Raw genomic sequence first — 25702 nt, forward strand, 5'->3', positions numbered from 1 at the left:
GTAAGTTAAAATTCAAACTAGATTATTCTTTTTTCCAAACTATATTTCTCTTTGTATTTTTCATAAATACTTCTAAATTCATTAGTTTCGTCTCTACGAATGTCTCTATTGTATGCGTGAATGTCCAAGCTTCCATGCCCGATTTCTTCCACACAACTTGCTATGTTAGAACAGTGGTCGGAAATTCTTTCCAATGAAGTTATAATGTCTGTCATCACAAAGCCATGCTCGATTGTACACTCGCCTTTTTTCAATCTGTCAACATGGCGCTTCTTCAACTGATGTTTCAATTTATCAATAACACGTTCCATTGCCTCAACATCCATTGCCAGATTTGCATCGTCTTCTAAGAAAGCATTTTTTGATTCCTGAAGGATTTCTTTTACAGCTTTAATCATAACTGTAATTTCCCCCTCTGCCTGATTAGAAAACTTTAACTTCTTCCCGCTAATCTCCTGGGCTGACTTTGCAATAGCCACTGAGTGGTCGGAAATTCTTTCCACGTCACCAATTATATGGAGAATTTCACTTACTTCTCTACTGTCCTGTTCGCTTAAATTCTGCTTACTAATCTGTACTAAATATGTTCCAAGCTGGTCCTCGTACTTATCTACTTTCTTTTCTAATGAAACAACTTCTTCCATTGTCTTATCTGAATAATTGATAAGCATATTGCAGGCTTCAACTACTCCTAACTCTGTTTTTTCAAACATGGATTTTACAACCTTCTTACACTGTTCCAATGCAATTGAAGGTGTTGCCATAAGTCTTGTATCCAAAACTTCTTCTGCATCTCCAACTTTTGCATCTCTTATAATGAAGCATGCTAATTTTTCCAACTGATTTGCAAATGGGAATAAGATTATTGTGCAAAGAATATTGAATACTGAATGTATAATTGCAATTCCCATTAAACTTGCACTGTCATTTATAAATGATAAATGTACTACTCCATTTACAACACAGAATACTGTAAGCCATACTGCTGTACCGATAATGTTAAATGTTAAATGCACTACTGCTGTTCGTTTTGCGTTTTTGTTTGCTCCAAATGAAGAAATGATTGCTGTTACACATGTACCAATGTTCTGTCCCATAATAATTGGAATGGCACTGCCATAAGTAACCACGCCTGTTGAAGCTAATGCCTGTAAAATACCTACAGATGCTGATGAACTTTGAATTACTGCTGTTAAAAATGCTCCTGCCAAAACACCTAAAATAGGGTTGCTAAACATTGTTAAAATGTGCTGAAATTCAGGTACGTCTCTAAGTGGTGACACAGCGTCTGACATTGCTTCCATTCCAAACATCAATACTGCGAAACCTAATAAAATCATTCCTGTATCAACACTTTTTCCACTTTTCTTTCTCATCAATAAAATAATTCCTATTAAGGCTAATATTGGTGTGAAAGATGATGGCTTTAATAAACTTACTAAAATATTTGAACTTTGAATTCCTGTTAAACTAAGTATCCATGATGTAATTGTTGTTCCTACATTGGCACCCATTATGATTCCAATTGCCTGTTTTAAATTCATAATGCCTGAATTTACAAAGCCTACAACCATTACTGTTGTTGCTGAAGAACTTTGAATTACCGCTGTTACTGCTGCGCCTAACAAAAATCCTTTAAATCTACTTGCTGTTAATTTTTCCAGTATTCCTTTTAAACTACTGCCTGCTCTTTTCTCTAGGGCTTCTCCCATAACATTCATTCCAAATAGGAATAATGCTAAGCCCCCTATTAATGATAAAACATTGAATATGCTCATTGCAGTTCCTCCTCGTATAATATTAAATCTTGTAGCCCACGCCTCGAATTGTTTTAATTGCCTCTGCTGCTACGCCTAATTTCTGTCGTAAAGTTCTAATGTGAACATCTACTGTTCTGCTTTCGCCATCAAATGAGTATCCCCATACTTTATTTAATAGCTGGTCTCTTGTTAGAACAATGCCCTGATTTTGTAAAAGAATACATAACATTTCGAATTCCTTTAATGTTAATGTCACATCTTCTCCATCAACTTTTACAACATGTTTGGCTGGACAAACATACAAATGTTCCAAAGAATAATCTTCCTGATTTTTAGTATGTTCAGTACGTCTTAATAGTGCTTTGACTCTTGCCACCATTTCAAGCATACTAAATGGCTTTGGAATATAATCATCTGCACCATTATCCAATCCTGCAATTCTGTCATATTCACTTGTTTTTGCTGTTACCATTATTATAGGTAATGCTTTTGTATCTACTCTTTTCCTTAATTTTTTTAGAATATCAATTCCATTTTCTTCAGGAAGCATTATGTCCAGCATAACCAATGTAGGTATTTCACTATCTAACTGATCCCAAAAGTCAGATGGTTTCTCAAAGCCTACAGTTTTCAGATTCATGCTGTTTAGAGTATATACAATTAACTCTCTAATACTGGTATCATCTTCTACTACATAAATCATGATTATCCCTCCTACATCTTCATAATAATTTCACAATGTAATATTCAAGTTATCCTAAAGTAAAATTCGGGTAAAATATGGGTAAAAGATTCGCTGAGTTTTAATTGTTTGTGGGAGATTTGTTCTTGGGGGAATTTACTTTTGAGGCATCCCTTTTGATAAGATTAAGTTTGTTTTGGATGCCCTATCACCATTTAATTTTTATCTTGAGCAACACCGGTTTCTAACACATTGCAGATTTTGTTAGATAGTGTTTGGATAGTTGCATTCTGAAAATGCATATTCTTTTATCTTGCTTACATTATTTATTTCTACTCTAAATTTATCACACAGCAATTTACTACAGTATTTAACTACAGCATTTCTGTGCAGCGTTCAAGTATGCCGTTTAGATGTGAAATAATGATTCCGTAGTTTGTCATTGGGATACCCTGAGTTTTTGCCTGAGCAAGTCTTGATTGCATTGTCTTTTCATTTAACATGCAACCTCCACAATGAATTATCAATTTGTATTTTAACAAATCTTTGGGGAATTCGCCCCCTGACGTAAATTGAAAGTCAATTTTCCTGCCGGTGTACTTTAATATCCAATTAGGAAGTTTAACAGTTCCTATGTCGTCACATTGTCTATGATGGGTACAACCTTCTGAGATTAAAACCTTGTCACCATCCTTCAATTTTTCAAGCATACTTGCACCTTCAAGAGCATCTTGCAATGTGCCTTTGTATCTGGCAAGCAAAATCGAAAAAGATGTGAGGGAAATACTTTCAGGCACAATTTTTGCAACCTGATTGAATGCCTGAGAATCTGTAATTACAAGCTTAGGCTTTTGATTAATTGAATTCAATGTTGCCTCCAACTGCTCAACCTGAGTTACAATTGAAATTGCTTGTGTATCAAGAATTTCTCTTATTACCATCTGTTGTGGTAAAATTAATCTTCCCTTTGGAGCTGCAGAATCAATTGGCACAACTAGAACAACCATGTCCCCTTCCTCAACTAAACCTTCAAGAATTTTTTTGTCTTTGTTTAGTGTGGCTTTAGAGATTTTGCCAATTAATTCTTTTAATTCATAAATGCCCTTATCTGTTAATGCACTAACGAATATTTCATTAGCCAATTCGTCTGTGCCATTTTTGCATCTTTCGCCATTATTAAAAGCTTCATTAAGCGGCTGGCTATTCTTTTTACTGTCCTTAAAGGATTCATCATTCAACTGGCTGTTTCTTATTACTTCTTTGTCTGTTTCATCAATCAAATCGCTTTTGTTATAGGCAATAATATATGGGATACTTTTTTCTTTAAATGAAGCTATTAGCTCATTATCCTTTTCTTTTAAACTGGATGTTGCATCAACAACTAAAACGGCAATGTCCGTTTCGCCTAAAACATCTTTTGCCCTTTCAACACGCATTTTGCCAAGTTCTCCTTCGTCGTCAATTCCCGGTGTGTCAATAATTACTACAGGACCAATTGGAAGAAGCTCCATTGTTTTTTTCACAGGATCTGTTGTAGTTCCCTTGTTGTCTGAAACCAAAGATAATTCCTGACCTGTCACTCTGTTTACAACGCTAGATTTTCCTGCATTCCTTAACCCGAAAAATCCTATATGAACTCTCTCACTTGCCGATCTGTCATTTAATCCCATATTAATTATCTACCTCTCTGTCTTTTTTGATGCCTTACTGTTTTTTGACTGCCTTTTTAATCTGTCTGTGTTAAACTAACTTTCCTATTTAAAAAACTAAAATCTAAAGTCTCGTCTGTTTGACTCTTTGATATTCTTAATATTTTCTACTGCTATGCTGTGAACCTTTTCGTTTGGAATCTTTTTAAGTTCATCTTCTATTAATTTGAAACCTATTTCTTTTGTTTCCTTTGATGCATAGTCTACAAGATATTCTGCTAATGTCATTAATGCATTTGGATGACAACAGTTTAAGATTTGTCCGTTTTTGCAAAGTGACATAAATCTGTCTCCTGTTCTGCCTTCTCTGTAACAGGCAGTACAAAACGATGGTATAAAACCTTTTTCCATCAGCCATTTAACTACTTCGTCCAAAGTTCGCTGGTCTGAAACGTCAAACTGCTCTGAATCGTGTGGACGTTCCTCTTCGCAATATCCACCAACAGAAGTTCTTGAGCCACCACTAATCTGTGATACTCCAAGAGATAACATTTTTTCTCTAACTTTCTGATTTTCTCTTGTAGAAATTATCATGCCTGTGTATGGAACTGCAATTCGAATACATGCAGCAATTTTTTCAAATATTTCATCTTCCAAGCCGTTATCAAATTCATCCGGATCAATGTCATCGGCTTTTTTTACTCTTGGAACACTGATTGTATGCGGACCTACACCATGCACTGCCTCCAAATGTTCTGCATGCATAAGCAGTCCTGCAAACTCATATTGATAGCCTTCAAGTCCAAACAAAACGCCAAGCCCAACGTCATCAATTCCACCTTCCATTGCTCTATCCATTGCTTCTGTGTGATAATTGTAGTCATGCTTTGGCCCTGTTGGATGAAGTTCTAAATAACTTTTTTTGTTGTATGTTTCCTGAAAAAGAATATAAGTTCCAATTCCTGCATCTTTTAACTTTCTGTAATTTTCAACTGTAGTTGCCGCAATGTTTACATTAACACGACGTATATCTCCATTTTTGTGATGCACTGAATATATAGTTTTGATTGAATCCAAAATATACTCAATTGGATTATTTACCGGGTCTTCTCCTGCTTCAATGGCAAGACGTTTATGTCCCATGTCCTGAAGTGCAATAACCTCTCTCTTAATGTCCTCCTGAGAAAGTTTAATTCTTGAAATATGTTTGTTCTTCATGTGATAAGGACAATATACACATCCGTTTACACAATAATTTGATAAATAAAGTGGAGCAAACATTACAATTCTATTGCCATAAAAAGCCTGCTTAATTTCTTCTGCCAACCTGTACATTTCCTTATTTTTTTCCGGTATGTCACAAGCAAGCAAAACCGATGCCTCTCGGTGTGTAAGACCTTTGCAGTGAGTCTGCTTTCCATCTGCAGACTTAACCGGCTTTGCCTTTTCTAAAATACTGTCAATTAACTCCACATTTCTCTTGTTCTCTTCTGCATACTTTATTGTATCTAATATTTCCTGATGATTAATAAATTCATCTGCAATCATTGACTCTTTGTTATAAATAGCCATTTTCTACCTTCTTTCTTAAATGCTGTATATTAATCTTCTTACTAAAGCGATTTCATGTCCCCTGGGTCAGTAACAATTTTATACCCGATTGACGCCATTCGTCCACTTAAACATTGTTTGCATTGCGCTGATTCGTCCCCTGTGCAAATTTTATTATCATACAAGGCATATTTTTTTCTTTCAGAAACCGGAGACAAATTAGGCATTACCACATTAGCCCCTGCCTTAATTCCCATTTCTCTTCCTAACGGATGAATTGTGCCAAGTGCCGTTGTTGCCGGCAATAAAATATTGTTTTTTATCAAACGGATAAGTGATAATAAATACACCGTCTGTTCCATTGTTCCTGATGGCTGGTCTTTAAACTCCGTATCCTTCTGAGAAATAAAAGGACCAATTCCACACATGTGGGGGCTGAATTCTTCAATGAATTTCAAATCTTCTGCAAGACATTCTGACGTTTGATAAGGGGAACCAACCATAAAGCCGCAACCAACCTGATAGCCAATTTTTTTTAAATTCTGTAAACATTCCATTCTGTTATCAAAAGACATTTCCTTGGGATGAAGTTTTTCATAATGTTCCCTATTAGCTGTTTCGTGGCGAAGCAAATATCTGTCTACACCCGCCTCATACATTTTCAAATAATCTTCTTTCGAGCATTCGCCTAAAGATAAAGTTACAGCTACATCACTGTGTTTTTCTTTTATTTCTTTCACAAGCTGACACACATCATCTACCTTTACAATGCCCTCGCCCCCTTGCAATACAAAAGTCCTAAAGCCCAGTTCATAGCCTTCCTGACAACATTCCATAATCTGTTTCTTTGTAAGCTGGTATCTGTCACAATTATTGTTCGACTTTCTTATTCCACAGTAATAACAGTCATTAGTACAATAATTACCAATCTCAATTAAACCTCTTACATAAATTTCATTGCCATATATTTCACGTCTTACCTTATCAGCAAGCCCTGCTGCATAATCTGCAAGCTCCTGATTTTGATTTTCTATTAGAAACTTATATTCCGAAACTGACAAATTATGTGTTGCTGCCAGTCTGTCTATTAATTCTTTAGCCTTAATATTTATTTTTTCATTACTAATACTAAACTTATTACACTCCATTATTTTTCCTTTTAATTCCTGCTATTCTCAATTGTTTTTTATTTTTAATACTTTTAATTTTTTCTTTATCCCTGCTATCTTCAATTATTTTAATTCTTACTAATCTTAATTTTTTCTACTTTTAATTATTTTCATTTATTTATTACTTCTTATTCCGAATTATATTTTAAAACAAAAAAAGAACTTAAACAAACTGTTTTTAAAAAACTAATTTGTTTAAGTCTTCTATAATTGTTATGGTGTTAATCACATAGTATTTCCTATAAATAGAATCTGAATGTTTAACTCACAAATCTTATTTATCTAAATAATAAATTTACTATTCATTAGAATAATAAAAATCTTATAATAGAAATACTATTTACTACTTATTCTCATCTAAATCTTTATCGATTTCTTCATCGTGCTTTCCAAGAATTGAATATTCAACCCACTCGGCAATATTTGTGGCATGGTCGCCAATTCTTTCTAAGTATTTTGCAATCATAAGTAAGTCAATAAACTCTTCACCTTCACCATCTGTTTTGGCTATTAAGGCTATTAACTTTTTCTTAATATCATCAAAATAGTTATCAACAATATCGTCAGATATTATCACAGTCCTTGCTAAATAAAGGTCTTTGCTTACAAAAGAGTCAACACTACCTGTTACCATTTTAATAACTTCCTTGGACATTTCATCTAAATGAATTTCGTTTTTAATTTTGCTACCTTCCACATATTTAGATAATTCAACTATATCTGCTGCCTGGTCGCCTATTCTTTCCATGTCGGAAATCATTTTAAGAGCTGATGATATTACTCTTAAGTCTCTTGCAACCGGCTGTTGTCTAAGCAAAAGTTTCATACAGATATTTTCAATTTCTCTTTCTTTTCTGTCAATTTCTGAATCAGTTTCCAAAACTTCATGGGCAAGTTTTCCATCTTTATCTGACATGGTAACTTCAATTGCTCCGCTGATTACTTTTTCACAAAGGTTGCCCATTTCTACCATTTCTTTATTTAGATAATCTAATTGTTCATCAAATTTATTTCTCATACTTTAACCAAACCTTCCTGTAATATAATCCTCAGTTCTCTTATCCTTAGGCATAGAGAACATCTGCTCTGTATCACTGAATTCGATAATTTCTCCCAAAAGGAAAAATGCTGTTTTGTCAGAAATTCTTGCTGCCTGCTGCATATTATGTGTAACCATAATTACTGTATAATCTTTCTTTAACTCTACTGCCAGGTCTTCTATTTTTGAGGTTGAAATAGGATCAAGGGCTGATGTAGGTTCATCCATTAATATTACTTCCGGATTAACTGCCAAAGCTCTTGCAATACAAAGTCTCTGCTGCTGACCACCTGACATTGCCAAAGCACTTTTCTTTAATTTATCCTTTGTTTCATCCCAAATTGCAGCCTGCTTTAAAGTTCTCTCAACTATCTCATCAAGCTTCGCTTTTGAGTGAATCCCATGAGTTCTTGGTCCATAAGCAATGTTATCGTAAATACTCATTGGAAAAAGATTTGGTTTCTGGAAAACCATACCAACTCTTTTTCTTAATTTATTTACATCTATATCCTTGTAAATGTTCACACCATCTAATGTAATGTTACCTGTTATTTTACATTCAGGTACTAAATCATTCATTCTGTTTAAAGATTTAAGCACTGTAGATTTTCCACAACCTGAAGGTCCAATAAACGCTGTAATTTCATTAGGTGGAACACTTAAATTTACATTTTTAATTGCATGGAAATCTCCGTAATAGAGATCCATATTTTCTATATCAAATTTTCCCATCTTTTTTCCTTTCCGGATTATACTAAGTAACTTTTCATGCATAAAACTAAAGTTACCTGTTTCACGTATTATTTTTTACTTTAATTTCTACTGTTTTCCCTTGCTAACTTTTTTAGCCGCACTTTGTGATAATCCGTTGATTATTAAAATTATTAAAAGTAATATTACTGCTGTTGCATAAGCCTGATTTATGTACAAACCTTCTGACAATAAACAATACATGTGAACTGCCAAAGTTCTTGTTGATGCAAATAAACTGTCAGGCACTGCTGCCATTGAACCTGCAGTAAATATTAAAGCTGCACTTTCGCCTACAATTCTACCTATTGCCAAAATTACACCTGACAAAATTCCCGGTACAGCTGACGGCAAAACAATTAAGAATATTGTTCTTAATTTTCCGGCACCTAATCCATAGCTTCCTTCTCTAAATAAATCAGGTACTGCTATTAGTGATTCTTCTGTTGTTCTTATAATTGTTGGAAGAACCATCATTGCCAAAGTTAAAATTCCTGCAAGCATTGAGTAGCCCCATTTAAAAGCAATTACAAATGATAAAAATCCAAACAAACCAAAAACAATTGATGGAATTCCCGCCAAAGTTTCTGTAGTTACTCTAATTACTTTTACAAGTTTAGAACCTCTTTTTGCATACTCTACTAAGTAAATTGCTGCTGCAATTCCTACCGGCACTGCTATAACTAATGTTAATACAACTACAATTATTGTATTTATTATTGCCGGTGTCATTGACACATTCTGGGAATTATATTTCCATGCAAACAAGTCTCCATTAATGTATGGTATACCATTAATTAATATATAAATTATCAGGTATAACATGGATACTAAAGTAATTGCTGTTGCCAAATAAACCAATGCTTTCATTATGTAGGACTTTGATTTTCTTAATTTTTCTCTGAAATCATTATTATTCATTATTCAGTCCCCCTTCTATTTATAAGTGAAAAGCATACATTTATTATCAAAATAAATACAAACAACACAACTGCTGTTGCTATTAATGCGTTTCTATGAATTCCCTGTGGTGCATAAGCCATTTCCAAAACAATGTTAGATGTTAATGTTCTTGTACCACTTAAAATACTATCCGGTATCATTGCCTGGTTACCTGCAACCATAACTACCGCCATTGTTTCACCTATGGCTCTTCCCATGCCAAGGATAATTCCTGACATTACACCAGACTTTGCTGCCGGAATAACAGTCTTAAAAATACTTCTTTCTTTTGTAGCACCTAGTGCCAGAGCGCCTTCATAATAACTCTCCGGCACTGCAGTAATTGAAGATTCTGCTGTATTAATAATTGTAGGAAGAATCATCATTCCAAGAAGAAGCGATGCTGCCAGAATCCCCTTGCCAGAGGTGCCAAATATATCTTGAATGGCTGGTATAATTACTACTAAACCAAAGAATCCGTAGATAATTGATGGGATCCCAGCCATAAGATTTATAATTGGTTTTACTAATTTATAAATTTTTTCAGGACAATATTTTGCTAGAAAAACTGCTGTAAGTAAGCCAATTGGAACTCCTACTACCATTGCTCCTGCTGTAACATAGATACTACCTATAATCATAGGACCAATTCCAAAAATTCCCTGAGTCGGTCTCCATTCTGTACCAAATATGAATTTAAAGAAACCTATCTCCTTTATTGCAGGAACACCATTGGCAAACATGAACACGCAAATCATAATTACTGCCGCAATTGAAATACATGCACATAGCAAAAATACTATCTTCATTATTACTTCTGATGCTTTATTCAAAGTTTTCTCCTTTAAAATATTAACAATATATTCTATTGATTTTGACTAATCTAACTTTTAAATAATCCAGGATACTAACTTTTAATTAATATCCTGGAGTTTATTTTATCTTCGGCTCATTTACTATTTAAGTTTATCCCAAGTTGTTGTTTCACCTGTGTAGATTGACTTAACCTGGTCGCTTGTGATGTTATCTAATTTGTTTGCTTTATTTATGATTACTGCGATACCGTCCATTGCGATTTGCTTTGATACTAACTTAGAAACTTCTTCATCTTTTAATTCTCTTGATGACATTCCGATTTCTGTTGCACCTTCAATTGCTGACTGGATACCTGCTGATGAACCTGATTCCTGAATTTCAATTGATACATCCGGATTCATCTTAATGTATTCATCTTTAAGTACATCCATAAGTGGTGCTACTGATGTTGAACCTGCTAAAGTAATTTTGCCTTTAAGCCTGCTTGCTTTGTATGAACCTTCTGAATCAACACTAATGTAGCCTTCCTTATCTACAATCTTCTGACCTTCATCACTCATTATGTATTTAATAAAGTCTTCATCAAGCTTTGTTAATTTACCATCCTGATAAGCTAAGTTAAATGGTCTTGCTACTTTGTACTGACCTGACTTAATGTTTTCTGTTGTTGCATCAACTCCGTCTACCTTTAAAGCCTTAACATCTGTTGATAATGAACCAAGTGAAACATAACCGATTGCTTTTTCATTCTGTGCTACTGTACTAAGCATTACTGATGTTGAGTTTGTTACTTCTGCTGTCTGTGTTGTAATGTCGTTATCATTTTCATCAACGATTCCCATCAACTCTACAAAAGCTCCTCTAGTTCCTGAATTTTCTTCTCTGGAGATAACATTGATTTCTCCGGTTACTCCTTTATCTGAACCACTTTTACTTTCATTTGACTTTCCGCATCCTGTAAATGCTAATGTTGTAATTACTGTTGCAGCTACTACTGCTAAAATTTTCTTTCTCATCTTTTTACTCCTTCTTCTCTCTAATAATTACTTACTCTGTGTGGATGTTCTCCCCAACACACCTATATACTATTTCTTTAATGTAAAATCAAAAGTCTTAGAAATGTTAAACCAATGTAAAATCAAAAAAAGTCCACATTGTGATATTTTTCCTTTTGCAGATACCATTATCTGACTCTAAAGAACCATACATCACAATGTGAACTTATTTATATTTAACTACCTTATTTAATTTTAAACTTACCTGCTATCTTATCCTCATGAGAACTTCCACCAATAATGTCCCTGTCCCACAGATAAACATATCCAGGATTTTGTACTTTGTCCCCTTCTATTTCATACTTATAATAAACAAACAATTTCTTTTTATTTTTTATAAATCCAAAGTACTCTGATATTGTACCTTTCTTTACTTTCGGATTAACAAAAAATGAAAATCTTCCATACCCATCCTTTTCCTCACCAAAAGTTTGTTGATTACTAGGCTGTGTATTAATGAAAATCTCTCTCATGTTTGTATTTTCTTTACTCACAGAAAACTTTAAATATCCCTTATGTTTGTTCTTATCTATTACTGATTCCATTAACACAATTTTATAATTTTTCCAATTAATATATGTATTTGTGTAAGTCTGCTTCTCTTCATTAGTTGTGCTTAAGTTAAAATATGTTTCCAAATCCTGTTCCTTGTAAATCACATTATCTTTTACAACACCTATCAAGGTATCATTCACACTAAACTCTGTTATAAGGTTTACTAATACTAAAACAATAATAGCACCACAGACTAGACGTAAAATTCTTTTCATCATCATCTCTACCTCCCATATTTTTGTACATGCATTATTCTATCATCATTCATTAGCTAATTTAAGTTTAGTTTTGTCAAACTATTTCTAATATAATAAAGAAACAATTCGTATTATTTTTTATTCTCTTAATAATTTAAGTTTTAAGTTCCAACCTACCTGTCAGCTTTTGAATTTGCTCTTTTCCTTGCAAAAAAATAAACTGCCTTCCACATTTGGAAGGCAGTTTATTTTCTAATTTTTCTCCACTGTTATCTCACTTTCGTCGTATGCTCCCTGTTTTACATTTTGGCTTCCGCCCTGTAGCACGACGTTTTTAACTTTTGAAAAAGAGAACGCTCCGGTTTCAATAGTTTTGACACTTGCCGGCACAATGACTTTTTCTGTATTTAAGCCTCTGCTAAAATCTGCTGAAAAAGCATTTTCTCCAATTGCCTTTACTGAACTTGGAATTGTTACTTCTTTTAAATCACCGTTATATGCAAGAAGCACGCCATCTTCATCAATTGCAAATCCGTTTTCATCAAACATACCTGACTTTTCATAATAAGCATTTGTCTGATAATTATAATCCAACTGATTTGCCGCATCATCCTCTTTCTTAAAGTAATAAATTTTATTACCCTGATTATCAATTACATAAAAATAATTCTTTAAATCGTAGTTGCCTTCATTTTCATCCAGCATATCTTCATAGTCTGATTTTTCATTAACATATTTCATTGAATATACTTTGTTGTTAATCTTCATTGCATGATTTCCAACCTCATAGGTTCCTTTGTTTGATTTTTCATGGAACACATCTTCTTCCTGAAAATTTTCATCAGTGAATTTCACAACATACATGTCATCAATATCAACTTTGTACCATGTACCATTTAAAGATATGTTTTTGTAATCACCTTTATCTGAAAAAGCATCTCTGTTTCTGCACTTAACAAACAAAAACATTCCTAATATAATCACTAACATAACTATGTCAATGATTATTATTCTTTGACGTTTTACTTTTTTCTTTCTATTGTCCATATCTTTTCGTCTTCGCTCTTCACTGCCTGCTTCCCCTATTTTTATATTTAATCTGTCACTATTTTCCTTTTTCTTATTAGAATTCCTTAATAATGAAATTCCTTCAAAAGAGAGTTGCTTATTAGAATCATTATTTTTTTTTCTAGATTTCTTTGGAGTTTTTTCTTTTTCATGAAGAATTGGTTCATTATTTTTTTCTTCATTTTCCAGTTCATTAAGCAATTCTAATATATCTTCTTTTGGTATCCTTGTTGTTTTATCACTCATTTTTATTTTTTCCTTTTGATCTTTAGTTTCTTTGTTATGGACCACTTACCATATACTCTTTCACCAAACTGATATCCATATGCTCTTACACGAATATAATAAGTTTTCTTATTTTTCAACTTACTTATTGTGTATTTAGTATTTTTTGTTCTTTTTGTTTTTGTCGCTTTAAATTTTTTGTCATTTCCATACTGAATTTCATATTTATAAGCGTTTGGTATTTTTTATATTTTATTTGTGTTTTATATTTTTTAGACTTTTTGTAAATCTTTTTAGACTTTCCAATTTTGGTAATTTTTGTTTTGTTTATTTTTATTATTTCCTGTGGTTTGCCCTTGTCATCAGCCCAATATAGTTGATAATCTCCCGGAGTGGTTGTGGATATTGTGATTTTTCCACTAGCCATTCCCGGTTCATTATTTAAGAAATCATAATTAATTGAATTAACTTTCGCCTCTGCAGTTACTTTATTATGACTTGGTACTACTGTGATTAGCATAGTTCCTGCGATAAAAAAAGCTGTTACTTTTTTTATCGTTACTTTTTTCATATGTATCTCCCTAATTATTTTTCCGAAAAATTAATTACTGGCAAAGTTTTGCTACTAACTGATTAATAACCTTTCCATCTGCACGTCCTTTAAATGCAGGCATAACAGTTTTCATAATCTGACCTTTATTCTTAGTTGCTAAAACATCTGCGTATTTTTCCTTTAGTTCCGCTTCAACCTCTGCCTCACTCATTAGCTTTGGTGCATACTCGTTAAATACGTCATATCTTGCCTGATACTCTTCCTTTAAATCTGTTCTGTCAGCAGGACATGTATCTATCTGTTCTCTAACTGTTTTTAATTCTTTTAAAATTACTTTATTAACCATTTCTTCAGGAATATCATCTCTACAACCTGCATCAATTGCTGTTTTCTTTACTGCCTGAATAAGTGCTGAAATTGATTCTTTTCTTGCCTTATCTCTTGCCTTCATTGCTGCGATCATATCTTTTTGTAATGTCTTAATATCCATTTTCTAATCCTCCCTGATAATTTTAAAATTTCCACCTTTAAGTGTACTATATTTAGTTAGAAAAGTCCATTTATGGAACATGATTATGTAATAATAAATAGCTGCAAGCCCATTTTTGAACTTACAGCTACGTCACTTATTCCTGACTTTTTAATATTCTTATTTTACTTTTATCACAACTTTATATGATTTTTTTGCTTCTTTTATTTTTCCTACTATGATAGTGCCATCTTCACTAATCCCTTTATATTCGTAACTTTCAGGCTTTGTCATAAGTGTTACATAAATTGTTGCGACACCTCTCTTTTTGGCTTTTACCTTTCCTTTAGAAGAAACAGTTGCGATTTTAGGATTAGAAGATTTAAAACTTAATATGTTTGTGCCTAACGCTCCGTTCTTTATTAGTTTTTTGTTAATGTACACCTGAGTTTTTAAGCTGACAGACTTTCCTTTTTGTAAAGTCTGTTTCTTCTTTCCTTTTATTTTGGTAATCTTTTCTTCTTTGTAAACTCTCTTTTTCTTTTTATTCTTTACTGTAGTTGTCACTGTGGCTTTTGCACAATAATAATCCTTATCTGCAACAGGACTTAAGTATGAAGCCTTCTTAATTTTTGTTGTTTTAGGAAATGCATTTTTTCTCATCTTTACAACTGTATTCGGAATTTCAACTTTCTTCAGCATACTGTTATCCGAAAATGCAAAAGATTCAATATACTTTAATCGTTTAGAAAGTTTTAAGTTTTTGATATTACATTTAGAAAATGCACTGATGCCTATGTAAAAAACAGTATCTGGAATTTTTACGTTTTCAAGACTACTGCACTCAAAAAAAGCTGTGTTACCTATTTGTTGCAATGTTTTGTTCCAAACAATTGTTTTTAATTTTTTACACTGAGCAAAACTAAATTCTCCCAAAATTACTATATTTGATGGAATTACAATTTTCTCTAAGTTCTGACAACCGGAATATGCAAAATCTTTTATTACTTTATTTTCCTTATTACTTGAAAAAGTCCATTGTTTTACATATTTATTGTTGTTTGCGCCTTCACTTTTGATAACACTGGCAGGTTCGACATATTTCTCATCCTTTTTTTCCGTAGGATATATTAACAATTTTGTTTTGTCCTTGTTAAATAAAACACCATTTTCTGCAGCAAAAGTAGGATTGTCTTCCACTACCTCGTAACTTTCAGTTGGCAGTGAACTGCTAACTCTTTCTACATATTTAGATAATCTTATATTTGTAATTTTCGTATTACTGCCATCAAGTTTATATATACTTACAACCTTTTCTCCTGCTATTGTTTCCGGAATATCTACTATTTCATTTGTTCCTGTATACCCACAAATCACAACTTCCTTCTCTTTATTGTTATTAGTGGATATTTCATATTCAAAATCTCCATACGACTGTACTTTGCCATCTGCTTTTGTATATGTGTTCGGAATTAATAATAATGAACATATAAGCAAAAATGATATTATTCTCTTCATAATAGTTGTCCTCCTGTTCTTTCTTTTAGTACTCATTTATTTGTATCCTCCTTGTATGCATCATATCATACTTTTCAGCTATTTTTTTACTTTTGCGATAAACGGTACTTTTTTTGGAATGAACGACACTTTTTTATCCTATTTTTATAAAAAGTCTCGTAACAAATGTTTTCACATCTGCTACGAGACTTTTTATTATCTTTTTCTATTTTGCTTCTTTGAGTTCTTTGTTTTTGCATTTCTGCCTTGGTTTCTTTCAGGATGTTTTCCTGAATTCTTACCAGAACCATTTTTAACAGAGCCATTCTTGCCGAAACTCTTCTTGTTATCTTTTTTGCCTGAATTGTTTTTTCCTTTGTAGTTTTGATAGCGCTCCCTGTCTTTCTTAAACTGTCTAGGTTTTATCAGGCATTCAGGTCCAAAGCCGATTAAGTCTTCACGTCCTGCAATATGCAATGCTTCCTTTACCAATTCATAATTGGCTGGATTTCTATACTGCATTAATGCCCTTTGCATTGCCTTCTCATGTGGATTCTTAGGTGTGTATACCGGTTTCATTGTTCTTGGGTCAACTCCTGTGTAGTACATTACTGTTGACATTGTGGACGGTGTTGGATAAAAATCCTGTACCTGCTGCGGGTTGTAACCAATATCTCTAAGATATTCTGCAAGTTTTACCGCCTCTTTCATATCAGAACCTGGATGTGAACTCATTAAATATGGAACAACAAACTGTTTTTTTCCTGCTTTTTCGTTTAATTTATAATACTTATCTATAAAGCTTTCATAAACACAATTTTCAGGCTTTCCCATATATGAAAGTACCTTATCAGAAATGTGTTCCGGTGCAACCTTTAACTGTCCACTAATATGATATTGAACCAATTCCTTAAAGAATGTACTGTTCTTATCCTTGTCTGCCATAATATAGTCAAATCTTATACCTGAACGGACAAACACCTTCTTCACCTTTGGCAGTTCTCTAAGCTTACGCAAAAGTTTTAAGTATTCGCTGTGATCTGTGTCCAGATTTTCGCATGGTTTTGGCCATAGGCACTGCTTGTGTTTACATACACCATGCTTTAACTGCTTTTTACAAGCAGGATGATAGAAGTTGGCTGTTGGACCGCCTACATCATGAATGTAGCCTTTAAAATTAGGCATTTCTATAATTTTCTTTGCTTCTTTTATGATTGATTCAGGACTTCTTGTTTGTATAATTCGTCCCTGATGGAACGTAAGAGCGCAAAAACTACAGGCACCAAAACAGCCTCTACAACTAATTAACGAAAACTGTATCTCCGCAATTGCCGGCACTCCGCCGTCTTTCTCATAAGATGGATGATAAGTTCTTTCGTATGGTAAATCATACACATCATCCATTTCCATTTTTGTTAATGGCATCTGTGGTGGATTCTGAACCACATACATACCGTTAGGATATGGTTCCACTAATGTTTTACCGTTAAAAGGATCTGTGTTTTCACTTTGAACTCTAAAGCTGTCGGCATACTTTAACTTGTCTGCTTTCATGTCTTCATAAGCCGGCAGTACAATTGGATCATATGCCAGCGACAAATCCTTTGTCTTGTAAACTGTTCCCGGAATATAAGTTATGTCTTTTACATCCATGCCACTATTTAATGCATCTGCTATTTCAACAATTGACTTTTCACCCATACCATATGAAATAAGATTTGCCTGTGCATCCAGTAAAATAGACCTTTTAAAACTGTTGCTCCAATAATCATAATGAGCCATTCTTCTAAGGCTGGCTTCAATACCACCTATAATAATAGGTGTCTCCTTATGGGTATGTCTTATAAGATTGCAGTATGCCACAACCGCATGGTCAGGACGTTTTCCTATAACACCGCCCGGAGTGTAGGCATCACTGTCTCTTCTTTTCTTCGATACATAGTAATGGTTTACCATAGAGTCCATGTTTCCACCCATTACCAAAAAGGCTAGTCTTGGTTCTCCCAATATATTAATGCTATCGTCATCTTTCCAGTCAGGCTGTGAAATAATACCAACTGTATATCCATGTGCCTGTAACACACGACTGATTATTGCGTGTCCAAAAGAAGGATGGTCTACATAAGCGTCTCCAATTACAAATACAAAATCCAGTTGCTCTATACCCTGTTCCTTCATATCCTTTTTAGAAATCGGTAAAAATCCCATAATACTCTCCATTCATCTATATGCCATAAACTGACATGATTTTCGTTATTTTTGTCCTCAGTATTTCTCTATAATATCCTATTAACAATTACAAAAAACACTCCTGACCATATGCAGTTTGCAGTTTCAATTCCTTTAAAAACTCAAATTTATTTAAGGCTTTCTTCAGCCTTTCTTAAACTATCATAGCCTTGCAATTTAGCTGTATTCTCTATGGTTAATTTTGCAAGGTTTTCATTTCTGTTATACAAGTCAATTATAAACTCAGCGTACATCTTAAGTAGCGTATCTGAATATGTGAGTAATTCTCCTTTTAAATATGTTTCATAACTTGTGTCATATACAGAGTCTGTCTCACTTGTAATGTTTCTTGCCTGTGATGCAAGTTTTGGATATTCTTTCGCAAAATCTTCCATCCACTGAACCTGTATTTCAGCAATTTGGGCTACTATGGCTCTTGTTTTGTCTGACTTTTCAGGAAAGTATTTAGCAAGCTCCTTGTATTCTTCAGGGCTTGTGCTTTCCATCATTCTGCCATATTTCTCGGTAATCATGTTCCAACCTTTTTGCTTGTTTTCCAGCCACAAATCTCTAATACACAAAAGCATGTCATCAGTCCATGTTAAATACTGGCTTTTTCTCATCAAATAAAAATATGGCCAATTATTCTGACATTCTGCTCTTCCACCCACATTTTGAACTTTGTCAAAAGCCTCAAATTCCAGATGAATTATTTCGTCAATTAATTCTCCTCTGTTGTAATTTGCTTTTTCCATTATTAATAAAACATAATCATTTAGGAAATTTGAATTAACACTTACTATTATTTTCTGAGATTTCAGTTCGTTAATAATAAGTCTTGCTATCTGTTCAATTACAACAGCCTTCTGATCATTTTCATTTACTGAAGTATTGTTGTATTGATATTCATTCCACATTTCCCTTTGATCCGGCAATCTTGCCAAATCATTAATCATTATTGCAAGCTCAGGTAAAATAGATAATTTTTCTATTCCTTTAAAAAGCCATTTGTAATATGGTGCATACTTTTTATTAATAATGTAAAGACATTTCATTGCATGCTCCATAAACTGTCCAATGCACAAAGTCGCAGTTACATAGTCCTTTCGTCCCATGGATCTACCATAATTTACCTGACCTGTCTGTGCCATTGCAGATATTTCTCTTGCAAGTTTTACAAGTCTTGCTTTTTCAGGCTGCATCATAAAATGATTTCTTATATCTGTAAAAATTCCTAAATCATCTCTAAACACTTCGCCGTTTGTTACTGTGGCAAGCTTATAATCGTCTATGTTAATCCAATCTTCCACCTTTTCAGGGCTTTGTCTAAAGCCTGTATACTTTTCATAGAAATCACCAATTAGCTGTACTCCCACTCTTCCCTGTGCCATAAGAGTGTTAATTCTAGTAATTCCCATATATGTTGTTGGTAACTTATCATATTCTTCCTGTAACTGCTCACCAATTTCACTATAAACAGTTTTTGTAACCCACATACAAAAGCCCGGTCCAAAATCATGGTCAATTGAATATTGGTCATCAAAGCCGAATCTTTCTGAGCCTTCACCAACAAAACCAACTGCTATTTTATCCTCATATTCAGGGAACTTTTCGTGTATCATTTTAGCTCCCACTTCTTCATAAAACTTTTTCGCCAGCTGCAGACCTGAAAGATTTTCTTTCTCTATCTTTTCTTTTTTATCATTAATTTCTTCCTGTTTTATTTCCTCAGGATTTTCCTGCAACTTTTCTGTTTTTTCTGCCTGCTGTTTTTCGTAAGCTTCTTTTGCTTTTTCAAGGTTATCCTTTGTTATTTCATAGGCACTGCCTTGGCCCATATTTATTTCTATTTCAGGCAATGCTTCTTCATACAACTTAATTGCGCCGGCATAATCTTCCTTCTTACATTTGACTGCTGCCATTGCAGATAATGCGGCACTATAATGAAAATTCTTAACTGTGTCTTCCTTAAAAATCTCCAACGCCTTATTTAAACATTCTTCAGCTTCCTGTATTTCTTCTATTTCAAGCAATGAAGCCCCAAGATTAGACAATGTTGTGGCAACTTCAATTTCTGCTCCTGGAATTTTTTCTATAATGGCTAACGCCTTTTTCAAATGCTGGGCGGCCTTCTCGTAGTTTCCCATTTCCTGATAAAGCAGTGCTATATTGTTATTTAAACTTGCGAAACGATAATCTCCAGGCTCAATATTTTCTTCATAAATTGCAAAAGTCTCCATGTAATAATTAAGAGACTCTTCAAGCAAACCTGCTGCCCTATGAGCGTTTGCAATATTTTGAAGAGCTGTGGCATAATCCACTGTTCCCTCAATATTCATTTCTTTCATAAGACCAATGCATTGCTGGCACGCCTTTATGGACTTGTCATATTCACTTGTATCCCTATAAAATCCCATCATTTCATTTAAAATAGTAAACTGGGCTGACTTGTCTTCTTCTTCTGTAGCCTTGTCCATGCTTATGCGCAAAAAAGGCTCAACATCATTTATATTTTTTTCTTCAAATAGTCGGTCAAGTTCTTCAAGAAATCTATTAATATCCATTTGTTTTCCTCCAACTACATTGTTTTCACTTTTGCAACTATTGCAAAAATAATATACATAATCAAATTAGCAACTACAACGCTTGCACCTGCCGGTATTGAAAATCCGTAGGAACATATAAGTCCAATTGTAAAATTCACTACTGACAAAATTGCCGAACAGATAGTTACTGATTTAAAACTTTTAAAAATTCTCATTGATGTTAATGATGGAAATACAATTAAACTTGATATAAGCATTGCCCCCATCATTTTAATTCCTACTACTATAGTAATAGCTGTGAATATAGAAATCAATGTATTATACATTCCAACTTTTACACCTGTGGCTTTTGAAAAGTTTTCGTCAAAGGTTACAGCAAAAATCTTGTGATAGCATGCCACAAACATTATTATTACGATTACTGATAATAAGCCGCTTACTACAACATCATCTTTTGACATTGCTAAAATGCTACCAAACATATAACTGTAAATATCTGTGCTTAATCCTGTTGTAAGTGATGTTACGATTACACCAATTGCAAGTGACGAAGCCGATACCATGGCAATCGCCGCATCACTTCTCATTTTGCCGTTTTCTGCTAATCTTAAGAGCAAAAATGCTGCAACAATTACTACAGGAATAGCAAATTTAAGTGGTGCAATCCCACAGGCAATGGCAATTGATAATGCTCCAAAAGATACATGAGATAAGCCGTCACCAATCATTGAATATCTTTTCAACACCAGACTAACTCCCAAAAGAGCTGCACATAATGAAACTAAAACGCCACCTAAAAATGCTCTCTGAATAAAATCATAAGATAACATTTCACTAATCATTCTGTCCACCTCCTAAAAAAGAATCCGATATTTTTGACTTTTTGTATTCTTTGACAGTTCCAAAAAATTCCTTGCCCTGTTCTAAATGCAAAATATGTGATGCATAATTAAGGGCATTTTTTATGTCATGAGTAACCATTATAATAGTTACTCCTTCATTGTTCAACTTCTTGATTTCATCGTACAAATCAATTGACGCACTTGGATCAAGACCTGTCACCGGCTCATCCAATATTAAAAGATTGTCTGTTGCGCACAATGCTCTTGCCAACAATACTCTTTGCTGCTGACCACCTGACAATTCTCTGTAGCATCTTTTTTTCAAACGAGCGATTCCTAATTTGTCCATGTTAGACAGCGCTTCTGCCTTTTCCTTCTTTGAATAAAAAGGACTTTTATGCCCGCTATTTAAAAAGCCTGACAACACAACTTCCATAACACTTGCCGGGAAATCTTTTTGGGCTACAGTCTGCTGTGGTAAATATCCTATTCCTTTTTTACTCTTGTCCAAATTAATTGTAATCTTTCCTAACAACGGCTTAATTAATCCTAGTAAAGTTTTTACAAGGGTACTCTTTCCTGCACCGTTTTCACCAACAATACATAGGTAGTCCCCTTTCTTTATTTCAAAATTAATGTCCTTTGCCACTGTTTTGTTTTCGTAGCCTAACACTACATCTTTAAACTGTAAAATCATTGTTTCTCTCCATTTTGATATGAATAAAGGTTAATTAATTCAATAGTTTCTTTGCTACCTTTACATTTGCTTAACTCAATGTTTTCCTGAACTGCTTATTTTTACTTAATTCAACGCTTTTTTAAGCACCTTAACATTTTCTTCCATTAAGCTTACATAAGTTACGCCATTCTTAAACTGATTAAAGGTAACATTGTGGCATGAATTAAACTGGTATTTCTTAGTTCCCGTATCATCGCAAATAGTATCTGCCATAGCAGTACTACTTAGTTCCAAATAAAAAATTCCTTTCACATCTGCCGCCTTAACCTTGTCAATTAAAAAAGCTACTGTTTTGGCACTAGGTTCTGTATCTCCACTACAGCCGGCAAAAGCTGCATAATATTTAAGACCATATTCTTTGGCAAAATATTTCAGTGGAAATTTATCTGCAAAAATTATTTCCTTATGCTTGGCACCGGCAACAACTTCTCTAAATTCCTTATCTATTTTTTCAATCTTCTTAATGTAAGCTTTCGTATTATTCTGAAATTCAGCTTTATGCTCCGGCACTAGCTTGCATATTTCATCAGAAATCGCCTGAACGAGCAAAGCTGCCTGAACAGGTGAAGTCCAAATATGCTCGTCATATTCCTCGCTATGTTCATCTTCGCTGTGTTCATCTTCATCATGATTAGCTTCGTTATCTTCGCTGTGGTTATGCTCCTCTTCACTATGAGAATGTTCATCATGATCATGCTCATTTACAGCAAAAACTCCTTCACTTTCTTCCTCTGTTAAAAGCTTGTGGTCATCTATATAGTCCATCATTCGCATCGCTGTCTGATTCTTGTTGTCAAGAGATTTAAGCACCTCTTCCACCCAGTTTTCTATTGAGCCACCATTATAAATAAACAAATCCGCCTTATTAATTGCCACAACATCTTTTGGCGTAGGTTCAAAAGAATGATCGTCCTGCCCCGGTGAAACCAAAAGTTCCAAATCTATATCTTTGACATCTCCGATTACGGCTCTTGCAAAGTCATAATACGGAAACAATGTAGTCATTATTGTTAACTTGGTATTCTTTTTGTTTTCTTTAGTATTAGTTGTGGTGTTGCAACCAACCATAGATACCATCAAAACAAAAATCAAAGCCAAGTCCACGATTTTTTTTACTAACTTCATATATGCTCCTTCTTGATTTTCATACAATTTAGTTTTCCCCATTCTTCGTATATGCTCCTTCTTGCTTTTCATACGATTTAGTTTTCCTCATCCTTCATACAGCACTTGTCGCACTTACCATAAAACACTGTCTTTCTTGGATTAATATTAAAATGATGGTCAGCATTCACATGATTATATAACTCTGCCAAATGATGACATGACATCTTCGTAACCTGTCCACACTTCTCACATTCAATATAGAAGCAATCCTGATTTTTGCCCTCTTCTACATACTGATAACAGGCTCCCTGCTGCTTCTCCACATTAATCCTTGCAACAATGCCATCCTTTTCCATTTTGTCCAAGTGTCGGTAAATGGTCGTCAGCCCTACAGCACAACCTTTATCTTTTAAATATTTTTCTATATCTGTAACTGTTACGTATTCTTTTTCCTGTAATTTCAAGCAATCTAAAATAGCAGATTGTTGTTTTGTTTTATATTTTCCTGCCATATTAACACTCCTTTACCAATTTGAAAACTATTTTCATTTTAGCCTCTTTATTTTACTCTTGAGTCTATAAAAAGTCAATGAATTTGAAAAAGATTTTCATTTTGTATTTTGTTTTATATTGTAATATAATATTGTTATATTTTACGAAAGGACAATAATACTAAAAATAGTATTCTAGGACAACAACTATGAAATTTGTAAGGTTAAGTTCAAATTTTCCTGTTACTAAAGTGGAAAATAATTTGAAAAAAGCCAATTATTACAAAGATGGCGATGAAGCTTATACCCTATGGGATGTGGGTGATTTTGATAAAAACCAGTTAGGAATCCATTTATCCTACAACAGTGATAAGAAAAAAATTGTTGCATATTATGAAGATGGCGTAGAGCACAAAAACTTTTTTGCACCAATTACAGAAGTTTTTACAGGAAAGATTGTAGAAAAGGATGGCAAAACATCTGTTAAAGGAGTTATTCGTATGTCTCCTGTTTTTAATATTACTATTATTCTTTGCTACATTGCCATCATTGGTTTATTTATCGGTCTTAAAGACCAACGTGCCAATATAGCAGTCATTGCTTGCGTATTTGTCGTTTATTTTATGTATGCCAAAAAAGCTTACAGAGACAACATGACAAAAATAGCAATGTTTTTAGGTTCCATTACAACCGGTACTCAAAAAATCAAAAAGGCAAACCCTAACAAGAAAAAAGGTAAATGGGCAGGCAAGCATTATTAGAAAAAATTTATCTTTGATTTTTCTCAAATTCAAATAAAGCCCCGATGGTTAGATTAAAAATCCAACTAACGGGGTTTTATATTTCCAAATCTTTGTTTCTCAGCACTCACGCAATTTTTACTAAGCATTAAAGAGCTTAAAGGAGCAGATATTTTTCAATTGCCTGCACACAACCATCATGGTCACAGTCTTCAACTACTACATCTGCTATTTTTTTCACATTGTCATTAGCATTTCCCATTGCCACTGAGAGGCCTGCTCTTTTTAAAACATCTAAATCATTATCAGCATCGCCTACAGCAATTGCTTCATCTATTGATATGCCAAGATGCTCGCACAATTTCTGCAATCCCAAGCCTTTTGTTGTATTCTTAGCTGAAACTTCAAGGGAAGTTGTCTCTGCATTTGCTAACACAACGTCCAACCCTTCTATGGCTTTTCTTGTTTCTTCTCTGTCTTCACTACTTGTATGGTAAAGATTCAGTTTTGCAACCGGTTGTTTATTGTCATTGTAAAAATCAAGCATATTCTCTACTTTCACCGCCACTTCATTGAACATTGGCTTGTATATTCCCATGTGGAAATCTTCCATATGCTCATAATCTTTTTTCTGAACAATGGATTCTTTTGTAATCATTTGAGGCATAATGTCTTTATCCTTAATGTAATTTAAAATTTCGTCCATTATCTCAACTGAAATTTCATTTGCATAAATATCTTTCTTTTCTTTTATGTCATAGACAATTGCTCCACTTGTCATAACCATATATCTCATTCTTGGAATTAATTCTATATACTCTTCCAGTTCAGCTAACGCTCTACCTGTACATAAAATAACTTCTTTTCCCCCATCAAAAGCCTTATTGATTGCATCTAAAGTTTCTTTTCGTACTTTCTTTTGTGAGTTAAGAAGCGTGCCGTCCATATCAAAGGCTATCATTTTATATTTACGCATAATTGTTTGCTCCTTTCTGTCCATTCTTGTATAATTATACAATTTTGTCACAGAT

Annotated in this window: 23 protein-coding genes; 1 reads left to right on the top strand and 22 read right to left on the bottom strand. The window is 33.8% G+C overall.

Annotation, left to right across the window (positions count from 1 at the left end; genetic code table 11):
- Positions 1-17: 17 nt before the first annotated feature.
- The 21 genes from DWZ69_RS03345 to DWZ69_RS03450 all read right to left on the bottom strand — a co-directional run bounded on the left by DWZ69_RS03345 (position 18) and on the right by DWZ69_RS03450 (position 23952).
- Positions 18-1778 carry a Na/Pi cotransporter family protein gene (locus DWZ69_RS03345; RefSeq protein WP_118436167.1) on the bottom strand — a complete coding sequence of 587 codons (1761 nt, stop codon included), beginning with the start codon at positions 1776-1778 and terminating at the stop codon, positions 18-20.
- Positions 1779-1800: 22 nt separating this feature from the next.
- On the bottom strand, positions 1801-2463 hold the full coding sequence (locus tag DWZ69_RS03350) for a response regulator transcription factor (protein ID WP_117998670.1): 663 nt from the start codon (positions 2461-2463) through the stop codon (positions 1801-1803).
- A 353-nt stretch (positions 2464-2816) separates the two neighbouring features.
- Positions 2817-4112 (bottom strand): [FeFe] hydrogenase H-cluster maturation GTPase HydF, encoded by a 1296-nt coding sequence (hydF, locus tag DWZ69_RS03355; RefSeq protein WP_118436169.1) that lies wholly within the window; start codon positions 4110-4112, stop codon positions 2817-2819.
- A 96-nt stretch (positions 4113-4208) separates the two neighbouring features.
- Positions 4209-5657 carry a [FeFe] hydrogenase H-cluster radical SAM maturase HydG gene (gene hydG / locus DWZ69_RS03360; protein WP_347474991.1) on the bottom strand — a complete coding sequence of 483 codons (1449 nt, stop codon included), beginning with the start codon at positions 5655-5657 and terminating at the stop codon, positions 4209-4211.
- Between the two features lie 47 nt (positions 5658-5704).
- Entirely contained in the window at positions 5705-6790 is a 1086-nt protein-coding gene (hydE, locus tag DWZ69_RS03365; protein WP_117998673.1) for a [FeFe] hydrogenase H-cluster radical SAM maturase HydE, read from the bottom strand.
- Positions 6791-7154: 364 nt separating this feature from the next.
- Entirely contained in the window at positions 7155-7829 is a 675-nt protein-coding gene (phoU, locus tag DWZ69_RS03370; protein WP_117998674.1) for a phosphate signaling complex protein PhoU, read from the bottom strand.
- Between the two features lie 3 nt (positions 7830-7832).
- Entirely contained in the window at positions 7833-8582 is a 750-nt protein-coding gene (gene pstB, locus DWZ69_RS03375) for a phosphate ABC transporter ATP-binding protein PstB (protein ID WP_022165870.1), read from the bottom strand.
- Positions 8583-8669: 87 nt separating this feature from the next.
- On the bottom strand, positions 8670-9521 hold the full coding sequence (pstA, locus tag DWZ69_RS03380) for a phosphate ABC transporter permease PstA (protein ID WP_118436171.1): 852 nt from the start codon (positions 9519-9521) through the stop codon (positions 8670-8672).
- Positions 9521-10351, bottom strand: a complete 831-nt coding sequence (pstC, locus tag DWZ69_RS03385) for a phosphate ABC transporter permease subunit PstC (RefSeq protein ID WP_118436199.1) — start codon at positions 10349-10351, stop codon at positions 9521-9523. The genes pstA and pstC overlap by 1 nt, the downstream gene beginning before the upstream one ends.
- 147 nt (positions 10352-10498) lie before the next feature.
- Positions 10499-11374, bottom strand: a complete 876-nt coding sequence (locus DWZ69_RS03390; protein ID WP_117998677.1) for a substrate-binding domain-containing protein — start codon at positions 11372-11374, stop codon at positions 10499-10501.
- Positions 11375-11598: 224 nt separating this feature from the next.
- A complete protein-coding gene (locus DWZ69_RS03395; RefSeq protein ID WP_117998678.1) occupies positions 11599-12189 on the bottom strand; it encodes a hypothetical protein in 591 nt (196 codons plus the stop codon).
- 228 nt (positions 12190-12417) lie between these two features.
- Entirely contained in the window at positions 12418-13479 is a 1062-nt protein-coding gene (locus tag DWZ69_RS03400; RefSeq protein WP_118436173.1) for a leucine-rich repeat protein, read from the bottom strand.
- 124 nt (positions 13480-13603) lie between these two features.
- Positions 13604-14029 carry a hypothetical protein gene (locus tag DWZ69_RS03410; RefSeq protein WP_118436177.1) on the bottom strand — a complete coding sequence of 142 codons (426 nt, stop codon included), beginning with the start codon at positions 14027-14029 and terminating at the stop codon, positions 13604-13606.
- Between the two features lie 34 nt (positions 14030-14063).
- The gene (locus DWZ69_RS03415) at positions 14064-14501 is read right to left on the bottom strand and encodes a GatB/YqeY domain-containing protein (protein ID WP_117998681.1); all 438 of its coding nucleotides are present in this window, start codon (positions 14499-14501) and stop codon (positions 14064-14066) included.
- A gap of 159 nt (positions 14502-14660) precedes the next feature.
- Positions 14661-15998 carry a leucine-rich repeat domain-containing protein gene (locus tag DWZ69_RS03420; RefSeq protein ID WP_158573356.1) on the bottom strand — a complete coding sequence of 446 codons (1338 nt, stop codon included), beginning with the start codon at positions 15996-15998 and terminating at the stop codon, positions 14661-14663.
- A 195-nt stretch (positions 15999-16193) separates the two neighbouring features.
- Positions 16194-18185, bottom strand: coding sequence for a YgiQ family radical SAM protein (locus DWZ69_RS03425; RefSeq protein WP_117998682.1), 1992 nt, complete (start codon positions 18183-18185; stop codon positions 16194-16196).
- A gap of 149 nt (positions 18186-18334) precedes the next feature.
- Entirely contained in the window at positions 18335-20770 is a 2436-nt protein-coding gene (locus DWZ69_RS03430) for a DUF4125 family protein (protein ID WP_118436181.1), read from the bottom strand.
- 14 nt (positions 20771-20784) lie between these two features.
- A complete protein-coding gene (locus DWZ69_RS03435; RefSeq protein ID WP_117998684.1) occupies positions 20785-21594 on the bottom strand; it encodes a metal ABC transporter permease in 810 nt (269 codons plus the stop codon).
- The gene (locus DWZ69_RS03440; protein ID WP_117998685.1) at positions 21587-22291 is read right to left on the bottom strand and encodes an ABC transporter ATP-binding protein; all 705 of its coding nucleotides are present in this window, start codon (positions 22289-22291) and stop codon (positions 21587-21589) included. The genes DWZ69_RS03435 and DWZ69_RS03440 overlap by 8 nt, the downstream gene beginning before the upstream one ends.
- A gap of 105 nt (positions 22292-22396) precedes the next feature.
- Positions 22397-23458, bottom strand: a complete 1062-nt coding sequence (locus tag DWZ69_RS03445; RefSeq protein WP_243002551.1) for a metal ABC transporter substrate-binding protein — start codon at positions 23456-23458, stop codon at positions 22397-22399.
- A 77-nt stretch (positions 23459-23535) separates the two neighbouring features.
- The gene (locus DWZ69_RS03450) at positions 23536-23952 is read right to left on the bottom strand and encodes a transcriptional repressor (RefSeq protein ID WP_117998687.1); all 417 of its coding nucleotides are present in this window, start codon (positions 23950-23952) and stop codon (positions 23536-23538) included.
- Positions 23953-24140: 188 nt separating this feature from the next.
- Between DWZ69_RS03450 and DWZ69_RS03455 the strand changes: the two genes are divergently transcribed.
- A complete protein-coding gene (locus tag DWZ69_RS03455) occupies positions 24141-24692 on the top strand; it encodes a hypothetical protein (RefSeq protein WP_117998688.1) in 552 nt (183 codons plus the stop codon).
- Between the two features lie 136 nt (positions 24693-24828).
- On the opposite strand, the gene DWZ69_RS03460 is transcribed toward DWZ69_RS03455, so the two are convergent.
- The gene (locus tag DWZ69_RS03460; protein WP_117998731.1) at positions 24829-25647 is read right to left on the bottom strand and encodes a Cof-type HAD-IIB family hydrolase; all 819 of its coding nucleotides are present in this window, start codon (positions 25645-25647) and stop codon (positions 24829-24831) included.
- Positions 25648-25702 lie beyond the last annotated feature (55 nt).

Source organism: Eubacterium sp. AF34-35BH, from assembly GCF_003477765.1.
Lineage (GTDB): Bacteria > Bacillota > Clostridia > Lachnospirales > Lachnospiraceae > Eubacterium_G.

What these genes read in the sequence shown, in the direction of transcription:
- DWZ69_RS03395 (WP_117998678.1), bottom strand. Translation starts at nt 12,189, where the DNA reads ATGATGATGAAAAGAATTTTACGTCTAGTCTGTGGTGCTATTATTGTT.
- pstB (WP_022165870.1), bottom strand. Translation starts at nt 8,582, where the DNA reads ATGGGAAAATTTGATATAGAAAATATGGATCTCTATTACGGAGATTTC.
- phoU (WP_117998674.1), bottom strand. Translation starts at nt 7,829, where the DNA reads ATGAGAAATAAATTTGATGAACAATTAGATTATCTAAATAAAGAAATG.
- DWZ69_RS03420 (WP_158573356.1), bottom strand. Translation starts at nt 15,998, where the DNA reads ATGAAGAGAATAATATCATTTTTGCTTATATGTTCATTATTATTAATT.
- pstA (WP_118436171.1), bottom strand. Translation starts at nt 9,521, where the DNA reads ATGAATAATAATGATTTCAGAGAAAAATTAAGAAAATCAAAGTCCTAC.
- pstC (WP_118436199.1), bottom strand. Translation starts at nt 10,351, where the DNA reads ATGAAGATAGTATTTTTGCTATGTGCATGTATTTCAATTGCGGCAGTA.
- hydE (WP_117998673.1), bottom strand. Translation starts at nt 6,790, where the DNA reads ATGGAGTGTAATAAGTTTAGTATTAGTAATGAAAAAATAAATATTAAG.
- DWZ69_RS03435 (WP_117998684.1), bottom strand. Translation starts at nt 21,594, where the DNA reads ATGATTAGTGAAATGTTATCTTATGATTTTATTCAGAGAGCATTTTTA.
- DWZ69_RS03455 (WP_117998688.1), top strand. Translation starts at nt 24,141, where the DNA reads ATGAAATTTGTAAGGTTAAGTTCAAATTTTCCTGTTACTAAAGTGGAA.
- DWZ69_RS03425 (WP_117998682.1), bottom strand. Translation starts at nt 18,185, where the DNA reads ATGGGATTTTTACCGATTTCTAAAAAGGATATGAAGGAACAGGGTATA.
- DWZ69_RS03350 (WP_117998670.1), bottom strand. Translation starts at nt 2,463, where the DNA reads ATGATTTATGTAGTAGAAGATGATACCAGTATTAGAGAGTTAATTGTA.
- DWZ69_RS03430 (WP_118436181.1), bottom strand. Translation starts at nt 20,770, where the DNA reads ATGGATATTAATAGATTTCTTGAAGAACTTGACCGACTATTTGAAGAA.
- DWZ69_RS03410 (WP_118436177.1), bottom strand. Translation starts at nt 14,029, where the DNA reads ATGAAAAAAGTAACGATAAAAAAAGTAACAGCTTTTTTTATCGCAGGA.
- DWZ69_RS03415 (WP_117998681.1), bottom strand. Translation starts at nt 14,501, where the DNA reads ATGGATATTAAGACATTACAAAAAGATATGATCGCAGCAATGAAGGCA.
- DWZ69_RS03345 (WP_118436167.1), bottom strand. Translation starts at nt 1,778, where the DNA reads ATGAGCATATTCAATGTTTTATCATTAATAGGGGGCTTAGCATTATTC.
- hydF (WP_118436169.1), bottom strand. Translation starts at nt 4,112, where the DNA reads ATGGGATTAAATGACAGATCGGCAAGTGAGAGAGTTCATATAGGATTT.
- DWZ69_RS03450 (WP_117998687.1), bottom strand. Translation starts at nt 23,952, where the DNA reads ATGGCAGGAAAATATAAAACAAAACAACAATCTGCTATTTTAGATTGC.
- DWZ69_RS03440 (WP_117998685.1), bottom strand. Translation starts at nt 22,291, where the DNA reads ATGATTTTACAGTTTAAAGATGTAGTGTTAGGCTACGAAAACAAAACA.
- DWZ69_RS03390 (WP_117998677.1), bottom strand. Translation starts at nt 11,374, where the DNA reads ATGAGAAAGAAAATTTTAGCAGTAGTAGCTGCAACAGTAATTACAACA.
- DWZ69_RS03460 (WP_117998731.1), bottom strand. Translation starts at nt 25,647, where the DNA reads ATGCGTAAATATAAAATGATAGCCTTTGATATGGACGGCACGCTTCTT.
- DWZ69_RS03400 (WP_118436173.1), bottom strand. Translation starts at nt 13,479, where the DNA reads ATGAGTGATAAAACAACAAGGATACCAAAAGAAGATATATTAGAATTG.
- DWZ69_RS03445 (WP_243002551.1), bottom strand. Translation starts at nt 23,458, where the DNA reads ATGAAGTTAGTAAAAAAAATCGTGGACTTGGCTTTGATTTTTGTTTTG.